General features: G+C 45.2%; 13 protein-coding genes. 2 read left to right on the top strand and 11 right to left on the bottom strand.

Going from position 1 to position 12,752, the window contains the following annotated elements; all coding sequences use genetic code 11:
* Window positions 1-103 precede the first annotated feature (103 nt).
* Genes AC9UEY_RS04970 through rsmI form a run of 5 tightly spaced genes read right to left on the bottom strand, consistent with a single transcriptional unit; the run spans window position 104 to window position 5,150 of the window.
* Entirely contained in the window at window positions 104-1,018 is a 915-nt protein-coding gene (locus tag AC9UEY_RS04970; protein WP_509538604.1) for a 4-(cytidine 5'-diphospho)-2-C-methyl-D-erythritol kinase, read from the bottom strand.
* A 21-nt stretch (window positions 1,019-1,039) separates the two neighbouring features.
* The gene (rsmA, locus tag AC9UEY_RS04965) at window positions 1,040-1,882 is read right to left on the bottom strand and encodes a 16S rRNA (adenine(1518)-N(6)/adenine(1519)-N(6))-dimethyltransferase RsmA (RefSeq protein WP_509538601.1); all 843 of its coding nucleotides are present in this window, start codon (window positions 1,880-1,882) and stop codon (window positions 1,040-1,042) included.
* The gene (locus AC9UEY_RS04960) at window positions 1,879-2,739 is read right to left on the bottom strand and encodes a TatD family hydrolase (protein WP_509538598.1); all 861 of its coding nucleotides are present in this window, start codon (window positions 2,737-2,739) and stop codon (window positions 1,879-1,881) included. The genes rsmA and AC9UEY_RS04960 overlap by 4 nt, the downstream gene beginning before the upstream one ends.
* A gap of 6 nt (window positions 2,740-2,745) precedes the next feature.
* Window positions 2,746-4,311, bottom strand: a complete 1,566-nt coding sequence (gene metG, locus AC9UEY_RS04955) for a methionine--tRNA ligase (protein WP_509538595.1) — start codon at window positions 4,309-4,311, stop codon at window positions 2,746-2,748.
* Window positions 4,308-5,150: a 16S rRNA (cytidine(1402)-2'-O)-methyltransferase gene (rsmI, locus tag AC9UEY_RS04950; RefSeq protein ID WP_509538592.1), complete on the bottom strand. Its 843-nt coding sequence runs from the start codon at window positions 5,148-5,150 to the stop codon at window positions 4,308-4,310. Before rsmI ends, metG begins: the two co-directional genes overlap by 4 nt.
* 48 nt (window positions 5,151-5,198) lie before the next feature.
* Between rsmI and AC9UEY_RS04945 the strand changes: the two genes are divergently transcribed.
* On the top strand, window positions 5,199-6,470 hold the full coding sequence (locus tag AC9UEY_RS04945) for a dolichyl-phosphate-mannose--protein mannosyltransferase (protein WP_509538589.1): 1,272 nt from the start codon (window positions 5,199-5,201) through the stop codon (window positions 6,468-6,470).
* Here AC9UEY_RS04945 and AC9UEY_RS04940 read toward each other — a convergent pair whose 3' ends face one another.
* From AC9UEY_RS04940 to AC9UEY_RS04930, 3 genes are read right to left on the bottom strand one after another with little or no spacing between them, the layout of a single operon-like run.
* A complete protein-coding gene (locus AC9UEY_RS04940) occupies window positions 6,471-7,247 on the bottom strand; it encodes a SepX/GlpR family protein (protein ID WP_509538586.1) in 777 nt (258 codons plus the stop codon).
* Window positions 7,248-7,295: 48 nt separating this feature from the next.
* Window positions 7,296-7,865: a GNAT family N-acetyltransferase gene (locus AC9UEY_RS04935; RefSeq protein ID WP_509538583.1), complete on the bottom strand. Its 570-nt coding sequence runs from the start codon at window positions 7,863-7,865 to the stop codon at window positions 7,296-7,298.
* A gap of 4 nt (window positions 7,866-7,869) precedes the next feature.
* Window positions 7,870-8,784: a molybdopterin-binding protein gene (locus AC9UEY_RS04930; protein WP_509538580.1), complete on the bottom strand. Its 915-nt coding sequence runs from the start codon at window positions 8,782-8,784 to the stop codon at window positions 7,870-7,872.
* Between the two features lie 55 nt (window positions 8,785-8,839).
* Here AC9UEY_RS04930 and AC9UEY_RS04925 point away from each other — a divergent pair, with 55 nt between their 5' ends.
* A complete protein-coding gene (locus AC9UEY_RS04925; protein ID WP_509538577.1) occupies window positions 8,840-9,382 on the top strand; it encodes a 5-formyltetrahydrofolate cyclo-ligase in 543 nt (180 codons plus the stop codon).
* Here AC9UEY_RS04925 and AC9UEY_RS04920 read toward each other — a convergent pair.
* The 3 genes from AC9UEY_RS04920 to AC9UEY_RS04910 all read right to left on the bottom strand — a co-directional run.
* Complete coding sequence (locus tag AC9UEY_RS04920; protein WP_509538575.1) at window positions 9,372-10,517, bottom strand: acyl-CoA dehydrogenase family protein; 1,146 nt, start codon at window positions 10,515-10,517, stop codon at window positions 9,372-9,374. The genes AC9UEY_RS04925 and AC9UEY_RS04920 overlap by 11 nt on opposite strands.
* Window positions 10,517-12,364: a bifunctional copper resistance protein CopD/cytochrome c oxidase assembly protein gene (locus AC9UEY_RS04915; RefSeq protein ID WP_509538572.1), complete on the bottom strand. Its 1,848-nt coding sequence runs from the start codon at window positions 12,362-12,364 to the stop codon at window positions 10,517-10,519. Before AC9UEY_RS04915 ends, AC9UEY_RS04920 begins: the two co-directional genes overlap by 1 nt.
* On the bottom strand, window positions 12,361-12,752 hold a 392-nt coding region (locus tag AC9UEY_RS04910), incomplete at its 5' end, for a copper resistance protein CopC (RefSeq protein ID WP_509538569.1). The genes AC9UEY_RS04915 and AC9UEY_RS04910, both read right to left, overlap by 4 nt.

The raw sequence follows: 12,752 nt of genomic DNA, 5'->3' as shown, positions 1-12,752 counted from the left end.
TCCTGGACCCTGGGCTTCAAAGGCCCATGTGCTAGCCACTACACAATGGCGGAACCCATATTCTCCCTCATAAATGGTGGTGCTTGTGACCAACTGCGCCCTATTAGGAGATTACTTTCGCCCCAGCCACAGGACCAAAGGCCCGCACAACGCTGCCCACTACCCCGCTAGCCGTTAGCGCCACCGTTAAATCAAGGCCGGCATCAACATCAGCAACTAAGAACGCAACGGTCGGGCCTGAGCCAGAAACTATTGCTCCAAGTGCGCCGTACTCCTGACCAACATCTAAAACTAATCGCAAAGCTGGACGCAAAGAGCATGCTGCGGCTTGTAGATCATTAACAAGTGATTTACCAACAGCTGGAGAATCTGCAGCTAGCAACGCTTGCATTAATCCTTCATGTGTTTGAGGTTCAATGATTTCAAGTTCAGCGCGCAAGCGATCACACTCGGCATAAACAGCCGGTGTTGATAATCCATGTGTGGAGAGTGCAAGTACCCAGTGATAGGTACCGCGTGAAAGAGCTGCGGTCAATTGATCACCGCGACCTGTGCCAATTGCAGTTCCGCCACTGAGCATAAATGGAACATCACTACCAAGTTGGGCCGCAATCTCAACCATTTCTTCGCGAGACATCCCAAGTGAGTAGAGGTGGTCGATTCCAACAATTGTTGCTGCAGCATCTGCGCTGCCACCGGCCATTCCACCAGCAACTGGAATTGATTTTTTGATCTCAATATGAGCATCAACTGTTAAGTCATACTCTTTTGAAATAAGTGCGACAGCTTTAGCTGCTAGATTTTTTGCATCAGCCGGAACGCCATGAGTTTGCTCGCCAGTTACTGCAATTGTTAAACCGGTACCAGGTTCAGTTAACTTAATTGTCACATCATCAAAGATTGAAATTGCTTGAAATACTGATACTAAGTTGTGATAGCCATCAGCCTCTTTTGGCCCAACAGATAATTGAAGGTTGACCTTTGCAGGTACGCGCACGGTCACACTTTTTACTGGCATACAGTGACCCTATAACTGCAATTAGAAAATGTCAGGTGCAACGGCAGCGATCTTGCAAAAAGATTCAATTTGCAAAGCTTCGCCTCGAAGTGTGGGATCGATTCCGGCTTTCATCAAAATCGCTTCAGCAGCCGAAGATGATCCATACAGGCTAGAAAGGGCTGATCGCAGCATTTTTCGACGCTGAGCAAAGGCTGCATCAATAATCGTAAAGACTTTCGCGCGAGATTCTTCACTGCCTGCTGTTTCGCGTCTGGTAAAACCCACTAACTTGGAGTCAACATTTGGTGCTGGCCAAAAGATTGACCTAGAAACTGTCCCAACATTTTTCACATCAGCCCACCATGCTGCTTTAACACTCGGGATTCCGTACTCCTTACCACCAGGCTTTGCTGCCAATCGATCTGCAACTTCTGCTTGCACCATCACAACACCCGTGCGAAGTGTTGGAAACTTTTCAAGCAGATGAAGTAGTACTGGCACAGAAACGTTATATGGAAGGTTTGCAACAAGAACAGTTGGCTCAACAGGCAATTCATTGACAGCTAAAGCATCTTTATTAATGACCGTCAGATTCTCTGGGTGCTCAAAGTGCTGGGCTACGGTTATTGGTAGTTGTTGAGCAAGACGTGAATCAATCTCAACTGCAATTACAGACTTTGCAACCTCTAGCATGGCAAGAGTTAGCGAGCCAAGGCCTGGCCCAATTTCTAAAGCAATATCATCTTTTGTCACACCGGCTGTGCGCACAATTTTTGTGCAAACATTTGAGTCAATGACAAAGTTTTGTCCTAGTGACTTAGATGGTTTTAAATCTAACTGCGCAGCAAGTTCGCGGATTTGTGCCGCACCTAGCAGCGTCATGGCGCGAAAGACCCAAAGATACGTTCGGCGTTGTCGCCAAGTGCTGTTGCAAGTTCTGCTAAATCTTGATTTCGCTCTGCCGCCATAGCTCGCACAATTGTTGCAATCTGCGCAGGCGTATTACTCGCACCACGATGTGGATCGGGAGATAAAAATGGCGAATCTGTTTCGACTAACAGCTGATCAATAGGCACAAGCTTTACAGCAGCTCGCAAGTCTGGGGCATTTTTAAAGGTCAACGTGCCAGCGAAGGAGAGGATGTATCCGCGTTCAATACAAGTTTTAGCCATTTCAACATCACCTGAAAAGCAATGAAAGACAGTCTTTTCAGGTGCTCCGACTTCAAGTAATACCGATAAGACATCATCATGTGAATCACGATCATGGATGACAAGTGCCTTCTTTGTTTTCTTTGCTAATTCGATGTGCCATTTGAAGGAATCCTGCTGACGTCTTCGAAGCTCAGGTGGTGTGCGGAAGTAATCAAGTCCTGTTTCACCAATTGCGCGCACACGTGGATGCTGCGCCAGTACTTCAATAATCTTTAGATCAGCTTCAAGGTCTGCGACAACTGGTGCTTCGTTTGGATGTAGTGCAACAGTTGCCAGTACAGATGTGTTCCACTTATCTGCTGCTGCAACACACCATTTGGATTGTTCTGCTGAATATCCAACTTGAACTATGCGATCAACATTGACAGATTTTGCTTCGGCAATTACATCAGCCACCTCTTGTGAATCAAAGGCAGCATCGGTAACGATCTCCATGTGTGCATGCGCATCAACTGTTGGAACCGGTAGGGGTTCTGGCAATGGCGCGCGAGGTCTTTCGATATCGCGATTGTGGCGATCAGCCATTGGTGTTTAGGCAGGAGTTTCTAGGCGTGGGAACAAAACTGGAGTCTTGGTAACAGTTGCACCAGCAGGTAACTGGCCCCAAATGGCCACCTCTGAAATCTTTTGTGCAGACAAATCTCCCAGTGCTGCTTGTGCGCCAAGGCTCTGCCACAAGATTTCACATGTTTGAGGCATTACTGGATGGAGTAGAACAGCAAGTGCGCGTAATGATTCTGCGGTGTTATACAAAATTTCTTCTAGCTGAGCTTGATTGGCAGGATCTTTGGCAAGAATCCATGGCTCTTTGATAGTTACATAACCATTTACTTGCTTGCAAAAATCCATAATTGCCAAAATTCCGCCCTGGAAATCAAGTGCGCACATCGCTACATCAGCTTTTTTGACTGTTTCAACTAACGCTGCTTCAAGTCCTGCATCATGCCTAACAGCTGGCAGTACCCCTGCGCAGTACTTTTCTACCATTGCTGCGCTGCGCGAAGCTAAGTTTCCAAAGTCATTTGCTAGCTCTGATGTATAGCGGGCGCTCATATCTTCCCAAGAAAAAGATCCATCAGTGCCAAATGGGATAGCGCGTAAGAAGTAATAACGGAATGCATCAATTCCAAAGTGATCTGTAATGTCCTTAGGAGCAATACCGGTCAATTTACTCTTACTCATCTTTTCGCCGCCAACTAATAACCAACCATGAGCAAAAACTTTCTTTGGCACATCAAGTCCTGCGGCCATTAACATCGCTGGCCAAATAACTGCATGGAAACGCAAAATATCTTTACCAACCAAGTGAACATCTGCTGGCCACGTTTGGGCAAACTTCTTGCCACCTTCAGAATCAGGGGCATCTGTTAATCCAACCGCTGTTGCATAGTTAAGCAGGGCATCAAACCAAACATAGACAACTTGATCTGTGTCCCACGGAACTGGAATACCCCAGTCAAATGTTGAACGCGAGATTGAAAGATCTGAAACTCCACCTTCTAAAAATGAAACCACCTCATTGCGTGCACTTTCAGGTTGGCATGCATCAGGATTATTCTTGTAATGAGCAAGTAAGGGTTCAACGAAAGCGGACAACTTGAAGAACCAGTTGTTCTCATTGACTAATTCAATTGGCTTGCTGTGGATCGGACAGCACTTAGCGCCATCGATGTCGATTAAGTCACCAGGAAGTTTGAACTCTTCGCATCCAACACAGTATGGACCTTCATACTTACCAGCATAAATGTGGCCTGCGTCTTTAAGTGACTGCAAAAACTTTTGAACGCGCTCGGTGTGACGCTTTTCTGTGGTGCGAATAAAGTCATCATGAGCAATATTTAAGTGTTCCCAATTCGGCTTCCAAGCATCTTGAACTAACTTATCGACCCAAGCTTGCGGGGCAACATTGTTACTTTCTGCAGTGCGCATAACTTTCTGACCATGTTCATCTGTTCCAGTTAAAAACCATACTGATTCGCCCTTTTGACGATGCCAACGGGTAAGAACATCACCGGCAACGGTTGTGTAGGCATGCCCGATATGAGGGGCATCGTTGACGTAATAAATCGGCGTCGTTAGGTAGAAAGACTTAGTCACTGGCTCATCTTATTGGCATCAACGACTGCGGCATAAACAAGGCGCTTTGCAATGCCAAACTCATCGGCAACGGTTGCAATAGCACTCTTTCGATCCATTCCAGCACCCTCAAATTCACGAACTCGGTCCACCATATCTGCAGCTGTCAACGATGCTGAATCAGTGACAGCACCTGCAATCACAAGGGTGATTTCGCCAAGAACTTCATTGCCAGATGCCCATGCAGACAGTTGGCCAAGATTGCCACGAATAGTTTCTTCATATCGCTTAGTCATTTCACGACAAATTGCACCGAGTCGGTCTGCTCCAAAAACATTAACCGCATCAACTATAGAATCGGTTAAGCGATGAGGTGCTTCAAAGAAAACCATGGTGCGTTCTTCAAATCTAAGTTTTTCAAAAGTTGCCAACCGCGCACCAGCAGTTCGGGGTGGAAATCCTTCAAAGGAAAAACGATCTGTGGGAAGACCTGACAATGCAACTGACATTGTGACCGCACTTGGTCCGGGGATAACAGACACTTCAATTCCTTCTGCCATTGCATCTCGCATCAGTCGAAAACCTGGGTCGCTAATTGTTGGCATTCCGGCATCTGAGACAACTAGCACCGTTGCACCGCTTTTTAGTTCGGCAATTAATTCGCGGGTGCGATCCTCTTCATTGCCTTCAAAGAAAGATAGAACACGGGCAGTAAATGTCACTTGAATATCTGCACACAAGCGATGAAAGCGACGCGAGTCTTCGGCTGCAATAATCGATGCGTTTTCAATTGCGCCTTTTAATCGAGGGCTTGCATCCCCAGGATTTCCCAAAGGGGTAGCTGCCAAGATGAGCGTCATGGGCTAATCCTCTCAGTAATTGTGCGCAAACGCCCATACTCTTGTCCCATGGCCGCAATTGCACCGATTCTGATTGCACTTGCATCATTTGTGCTGCGCATTATCAATCTTGGATTACCTAAGGGCTTTGTTTTTGATGAGGTCTATTACGTTGATGGCGCACGCGACTTTTTGATGCACGGCGTTGAAATCGATGGTGCAAATCCCGAATTCATTGTTCATCCCCCTGTTGGTAAATGGCTGATAGCAAGTGGAATTAAGTTATTTGGTGACAATGAATTTGGCTGGCGTTTTGCCTCAGCAGTTTTTGGAACTCTTTTGATTCTGCTCTTTGCTCGCTTAGTACATGTTCTTTTCTACTCGCCACTATTAACAGCACTCGGAGCAGCGTTGATGGCTCTAGATGGATTACTCCTTGTGCATTCACGGACCGCACTTTTAGATTTGTTCCTAACATTTTTCACTCTGTTAGGTGTTCTCTTGTGGCATGGCAACAGACACATATGGGCAGGTATTGCATTTGGATTAGCTATTGGGTGCAAATGGAGCGCTATCTATTTTGTAGCAGTGATTGGCTTGATAGCGGTATACCAAATATTGGTTACACGTGACATAAGAAAATCTCTAAAATCAATTGCGGCAAAGTTTTTGCAATACGGAGTGTTGCCAGTTTTTGTATACACACTCACATGGGCCGGATGGTTTATTTCTGATCGTGGCTGGAGTCGCCAATGGTCTAGCAATCCACTTGTCTCTTGGCTTCACTATCACTTAGAGATGCTCCACTTTCATACTGGGTTAACTGAGAAGCATCCTTATGAAGCAAACCCTTGGAGTTGGCTCGTCATGGGTAGACCAACATCATTTTTCTATGAATCTCCCAAGGGGTGCGGAGCAAAAAGTTGTGCACAAGAAGTTCTAGCATTAGGAACTCCAATTTTGTGGTGGGTAGGAACAATTTCAATTGCTGTTGTCATTGGGTATTGGATTAAGTCCTTGATCCATCATCGCGTTGACTCTGCAGCAAACATTATTGTTCTTGGCGTTGTGGCTGGTTATTTACCGTGGTTTGCTATGCAACAGCGCACAGTCTTTTCCTTCTACGCCATTATTATTGAGCCGTTTTTGATTGTGGCGATTGTGTATTGCGCAAAACTATTACTGGATAGTGGTTTAAAACCAGCGGTTTCGCAATCAATTGTGGGCGGCATATTTGCTCTAATCCTGCTGTGTTTTATCTTCTTTATTCCACTATTTACGGGACAAATAATTACATACGAAGATTGGCACCTTCGCATGTGGTTTGAATCGTGGATCTAATTATTCGTTAGCTGCCCGAGCTTGACTCAAGCGCTCAACTGCTTCATCAGCCAATTGTTGATCAAAGATTTGATCACGAGAAGGTGAGGCTGCAGCAAGTGCTTCGCGCTCAAGACGTTCTTGTTCTTCGCTCCATTGTCCAGGAGTAGTCAGATCAATAACACGCTTGGAGGTAACAGCTTTCGGTGCATTCACATATGTTGGAACAGGAACTTCAGTTGGTTCCCAGGCATTTCGAACTGCAGCAGAACCCTTAGGTAAAATTACTACACCTTTTAGCTCGCGCTCAGACAAAGGAATCCAGTGTTCTGTCGTTGGCTTTGGTTGAACAACCTCAGCCAAGTTTGTTGCAGACACTCCAGAACTGCGGCGATGTACCTGCGTAACGCGACGTGTGTGCAGTTGATCAGCAATAACATGTCGCCGAACATTGGCGATATAAATCAACATTCCAGATAATGGAACTGCTGCATAAATAAATGGCATCGTATTCATAATTCCACCTACAACTGTTGTGATGAGTGAAAAAGCGATTAATACAAATGTGATCCTGCGACGTAACAGACTCTGGCGAATCTTCGCTTCCAGATCTAGATCAATGTGAATGGCTCCACTAGTTGTTGAAGTTTGTGGAGATTGATTTGCGACTACGCGTAATGCACTTTTAAAACGTTCAACTGACTTTCCGGAAAACTCATTGCGGTCATGAATCCAACGGGGTGCGAAATAAGCGACCCACATACCGATGATCGCAATATAGATAAGTCCCGAAGTCATGATGGATAAATCTAAAGGAAGGGGCGATACTTTTATGGGATTTAAGTACTACTTAATCGCAGAATTTTCCTTAACAAAACAGATGTGATCTCGCCAGTGGCCATCGATATGCAGGTATCGAGGACGATCACCTTCGAAAATAAAGCCAGCTTTTTCAGCTACCCGTCGGCTTGAGGCATTTTCTGGTCTTAGATTTATCTCAACGCGATGCAGTTTGAGAACCTCAAATGCGTACTGCGTAAGCATTTCAACTGCCGAAGTTGTATAGCCGCGATTGGCAAAATTGCGATCAATCCAATATCCAATGTGTCCCCCGCGCATTGCGCCATAAATAACTCCACCAAGGGATATCTGGCCAATTAAGTTCTTACCATTCCAGATTGCAAAGGAAAAGGAGCGACCATTGCGCGCCTCATGATTGAGAATCTTCACCATTTCATAATAGGAAGGCAGCTCCTTATAGCTTTCTTCACTTATCGAAGGGATCGTGGCTTCCCAAGGCGAGAGCCAATCGCGATTCTCTGCTCGTACTTGATTCCATACTTTTCGATCTCGAAAACGTAACGGCCGTAAAAAGATTTGCTCGTTCTCTAAAAGTACAGGCCAGTTGGTGCTCATGAGACTAGATATATCGACGCTCAAGAACTACAACATTGACCTGATCTCCAGTTTTTAATGCTGTATCAGTTTCTGTCATTGCAATAAATGCATTGGCGTCAGACAAAGTTGATTGCTCATCTTGATCGACAAGTGGTGCGACAGATTTTCCATCATCAGCCAAGATTGCCCGAATATACGAACGCATTCCAGCTGCTGATTCGATTGGCTTTTCAAGTGCAGCCTTAACTGATGGGCGGTGAATTGTTGCTGCTCCCAGCATCGTGCGAATCATTGGGCGAACAAATAGTTCAAAAGAAATGTATGCCGCAATTGGATCACCAGGAAGAGTCACTACCGGGGTGTTATCTGGCCCAATTGTTCCGAAGTTATGGCGGCCACTTGCTTCAATCGCCAAATCAACGGTGGTGATTGCACCAAGTCCGGCGAGTGTGCGTGAAATTAAATCGAATGAATCATCATTTCGTTCTCCGCTGATGATTATTAGATCTGCGCGCACCAATTGATCCTCAATAACCTTCTGTAATTGAGCTTCATCATCTGGAATTGAGTGAACTCGATAAGCAACTGCGCCTACTTCGCGAACAGCAGTTGTTAGTAGCCAAGAATTTGTTTCGTACTCATCGCTAGCATTCTTTAACGGCTGGCCTGGTTCAACTAAATCAGGGCCAGCAGAGAGAACTACAACGCGTGGGTGCGGGCGTGTTGGCAGATGGTCTCTACCAATTGATGCAGCAAGCCCAATCTGGGTCGAGCGAATACGAGTACCGGAGCGAAGGACTAAGCGCTCTCCGGCGAAAATGTCTTCAGAAAGAGTTGCGCCATGTGCATCTAGCAATGGCATCTCAAATGGCTCTAGTGGTTTGCAGATGGCGAGTAAGGAGGTTAGAAACTCATCTACCCGTGTGTGTTCTGACATAATCACACCCTACTTGTTGAACAGTTTAATCTTTGGGATTTAACGGGAGATTTAAATGACAGATCAGAAAATCGCATTACGCGATCGCGCCCGTCGCGAGCGTTCTCAGAAATTCATCCCCTGTAACTTTAATGTCATCCTAAAAGCATCAGAAATTGTCTCAGCCACAACTATCGCCTCTTATGTTTCCTATGAGTTTGAACCAAGTACCCTTGAAATCAATGAAGCCTTCCTGCGAGATGGAAAGACAGTAGTCCTACCCCGAATTAATGGTGATCAGCTGGATTGGGTCAGATGGAATGGTGATCCCAATCAATTAATAACAAGAAAGAAGATTTTAGAACCCCTTGGTGGTGCACTAACAGATCTCTCGCAGATATCTGCTGTGGTAGTTCCGGCTCTGCGTATTGATCAATCTGGATATCGATTGGGACAAGGTGGCGGTTATTACGATCGCGCTTTGCCTAAGTTGACTGCGTGGAAAATCGGATTGGTATATGCCGGTGAATTAAATAGCGAAGAATTGCCCCACGAAGCACACGACATCCCTTTGGATGCTGCTGCTTCGCCTTCGATTATTGTGCGCTTTAACCGTTAGGTAAGTTACGCGCCATTACGATGCGCTGAATTTGATTAGTTCCCTCATAAATCTGAGTTAACTTTGTATCGCGCATCATTCGCTCTACTGGGTAATCGGTGACATATCCATATCCACCAAGTACTTGAATCGCATCTTGGGTCACCTTCATTGCTCTATCACTTGCAAAACACTTACTGGCTGCTGAAAAGAAGCGGAGATCTTTTTCATTGTTTTCGCTCTTGATTGCAGCAGAATAGGTAAGCAAACGTGCTGCTTCTATATTCATTGCCATATCGGCCAACATAAATTGAATTGCTTGAAAGTCAAAGATTGGCTTTCCAAATTGTTGACGCTCGTGGGCATACTTCGTTGCAACATCGAAAGCACCTTGTGCAAGACCGATCGCTTGTGCAGCAATTGTGATGCGTGTGTGATCAAGTGTGTTCATGGCCAAAGCAAAACCTTGCCCGACCTCGCTTATGCGACGATCATCACCAAGTTGAACATTGTCGAAATAAACTTCGCGAGTAGGAGAACCGCGCATTCCCATCTTCTTTTCTGGTGCACCAAATGAAACACCAGGATCTGACTTTTCAACAACAAATGCTGTAATTCCCTTTGTTCCACCTGATGGATCACCTTGTGCAATCACTGAATAAAGCTCGGACTCACCAGCATTTGTAATCCACTTCTTGCTGCCGTTTAGCACCCAGCCATCACCTGATCGCTCGACCTTGGTGCGCATTGCAGATGCATCAGATCCTGCCTCTGATTCTGAAAGACAGTATGAAAATCCTTCACCTTTTACTAAGCGAGGTAACCAACGCTTCTTCTGCTCCTCATTGCCACCAAGTATCAATGGCATTGAACCTAGTTTGTTAACTGCTGGGATCAATGATGAAGAACCACAAGCGCGAGCAACTTCTTCAATAATTAATACTGTTGCAAGTGCATCAGCCCCATCGCCACCAAACTCAGTTGGCACATGAGCTGCATATAGACCATTTTTAATGAGAGCAACTTTTGCCTCTTGTGGGAAACGATGATCTTCATCAACTGCTTGAGCATGTGGTGCAATCTCTTTTTCAGATAATGCACGGACGCTCGCACGTAGCTCTTTGTACTCAGACGGTAGATCAAACAGGTTTTCCATTAGGACTCATTCTTATCTCGTTGTGCCAGCTTTTGTAGGTACTGATTATAGTTTGCTAAATCATCTGGCTGCCCCATAGCCGCCTGGCGCACAGTATTACGATCAATCCGCTTGGCTTCACGGGCATCTTCACGACGCCAATTGATAAATGTTGCAACTAAAGCCATCAAAATTGGGACTTCGCCCATAGCCCAACCAATAGAAGCGCCAAGCTTTTGGTCGGCTAACAAATCTGTCAGCCACGGGGTTTGTAGCGATGCAAAATAGCCGTTGTCAATCAAAGTAGTTGTAGACATCAACGCAATTGAGAAAAATGCGTGGATGCTCATAGCAGCAAAGAGCACAACTATCTGCACCAAATATGGAATCTTTCGTGGGTTTGGATCAATTCCAATTACGACAAAGAAGAATAAGAATCCTGCTGCCAAGAAGTGAAGTGTCATAAACAAATGTCCGATGTGACTCTGCATCATGCTGGCAAACAAATCGGTAAAATACAAAGCAAATAGCGATCCATCAAAGATTAGTAATGCAACGACGGGGTTTGTATAAAACACACCAACCTTTGAATGAAGCGCAGCCAATAATGAACCACGAACTCCACGTTCAGTTGGGGTTCGCCCTTGGGGAAGTGTTCGAAGTGCCAAAGTCATCGGTGCTCCGAGAACTAAACCAATAGGTGCCACCATTGCAAGAAGCATGTGAGCAAGCATGTGATATGAAAAAGAGAATTGCGCGTAAACGCCTAACCCACCACTTGTCGCAAAATCAATAACTGATATGCCAAGTGCAAATGAAATTGTGCGACCTACTGGCCACTTATCGCCCCGCTTAGTTAGAACTATGACGCCCTTTACATATAGGGCAACCATCATTACTAAAATTCCAATCATCAGTGCATCTGGTTCGTAACTTAAGAAAATGCTTGACCACGTTGGTTTTGGTGGAGTTGCAATACCAACAATCGAAAGGCCCGGATCAAATTCCTGAGTTCCTGGACGATCGGGAGAGCTTGTATTTGATAGCCAAGACCCCATTGCAACTGTAACCAGCATAATTATCGCTTCGACAGTTAGTAATTTTCCAAAACTAACCCAGTTGATTGATTCCTTACCTTCAAGATTCTTTCGGTGCAAATAGCCAAGTCCTACCAAAGCAATGGTTGCGACGGCCTTTGCAATCACAATGTAGGCATAGCTTGAATTCCAAGCAGATTCAAAATTAAGGCGAGTCCATGCATTTACTGTCCCGCTAATAACAACTGCGATTGCAGACCACAACGCTAGCTGGCTAAAGCGTGGAACAGCAATTGCACGATCAGAGGCAGAAAGCATTGCTATCGCAAGGATTCCACCAACCCACATACTTAAAGCAATTACGTGAATTACGAGTGACCCAATAACTAGAGAGTGTGATCCGCCAGATGCGGCATGACTTTGAAAGACCGGGGCAATCAATCCAACTATGGAGAGTATTAATAGGACTATGAGACTCAAAATTTTCTTCACTTGGAAGGCGCTAACGAAAACAATTAGTGCGATGACTGCTTCAAAAGCTAAATACTGACCTATTGTTATTTGAGTAATAAATGATCTGATGGTCGTTAGGCCGAGTGCACCAGATAACGGAGTGTCTAATATCTGAGCAAGTGTGAAAAGAATTGAGCCAACAACACCAATAAACCAGAGAGCTACCGAAGCTTTGAGAAAATTACGAAGCTTTTCAGCCGATGTTGAAACTTTACCCTCAACATCTAGGAGCAAGAACCCCATAGCCAGTAGCGCTCCAATGGTTGCAAAGCCACCTAGTAGATTGAAGTACTTAAAGGTTGTGTTTAAAAAATTCATCGATCCGCAAATAATTTACGTGCGTATAGTGAAAGCCCAACAGTTACAAGAAGTGCTGCACAGAGAAGAATAATGACGAAGACATTTGTTCCCCAGCTGCTGCTAGCAGGAGTCTGTGATTGTGTTGGCTCGGGATTTGGATTAGCTGTAGAAATTACACTCGGTGATTGATACTTAAATGTAAAACTTCCTTCGAGTGGAACGTCGCCTTCAGAAAGTAATGAATATGTGACTGTGTACATGCCAGAATCAACAAGTGGTCTAACACCAACGGTTGCACTCATGTCAGAAATCATGATGGTGCCATCATCAACACGGACTCCATTTGGATCTGTCACTGTGATTGAGTTCGCATCTGGCGCATCAGCTAACAACGCAACCTGGCCAG

The sequence above is a fragment of the Candidatus Planktophila sp. genome, from assembly GCF_040402275.1.
GTDB lineage: Bacteria > Actinomycetota > Actinomycetes > Nanopelagicales > Nanopelagicaceae > Planktophila.
Note: the sequence above shows the minus strand (reverse complement) of the source record. Positions and strands in the feature narration are given on the sequence as shown.

Coding starts and splice junctions, on each gene's coding strand:
- AC9UEY_RS04970 (WP_509538604.1), bottom strand. CDS start 1,018: ATGCCAGTAAAAAGTGTGACCGTGCGCGTACCTGCAAAGGTCAACCTT.
- rsmA (WP_509538601.1), bottom strand. CDS start 1,882: ATGACGCTGCTAGGTGCGGCACAAATCCGCGAACTTGCTGCGCAGTTA.
- AC9UEY_RS04960 (WP_509538598.1), bottom strand. CDS start 2,739: ATGGCTGATCGCCACAATCGCGATATCGAAAGACCTCGCGCGCCATTG.
- rsmI (WP_509538592.1), bottom strand. CDS start 5,150: ATGACGCTCATCTTGGCAGCTACCCCTTTGGGAAATCCTGGGGATGCA.
- AC9UEY_RS04945 (WP_509538589.1), top strand. CDS start 5,199: ATGGCCGCAATTGCACCGATTCTGATTGCACTTGCATCATTTGTGCTG.
- AC9UEY_RS04940 (WP_509538586.1), bottom strand. CDS start 7,247: ATGACTTCGGGACTTATCTATATTGCGATCATCGGTATGTGGGTCGCT.
- AC9UEY_RS04935 (WP_509538583.1), bottom strand. CDS start 7,865: ATGAGCACCAACTGGCCTGTACTTTTAGAGAACGAGCAAATCTTTTTA.
- AC9UEY_RS04930 (WP_509538580.1), bottom strand. CDS start 8,784: ATGTCAGAACACACACGGGTAGATGAGTTTCTAACCTCCTTACTCGCC.
- AC9UEY_RS04925 (WP_509538577.1), top strand. CDS start 8,840: ATGACAGATCAGAAAATCGCATTACGCGATCGCGCCCGTCGCGAGCGT.
- AC9UEY_RS04920 (WP_509538575.1), bottom strand. CDS start 10,517: ATGGAAAACCTGTTTGATCTACCGTCTGAGTACAAAGAGCTACGTGCG.
- AC9UEY_RS04915 (WP_509538572.1), bottom strand. CDS start 12,364: ATGAATTTTTTAAACACAACCTTTAAGTACTTCAATCTACTAGGTGGC.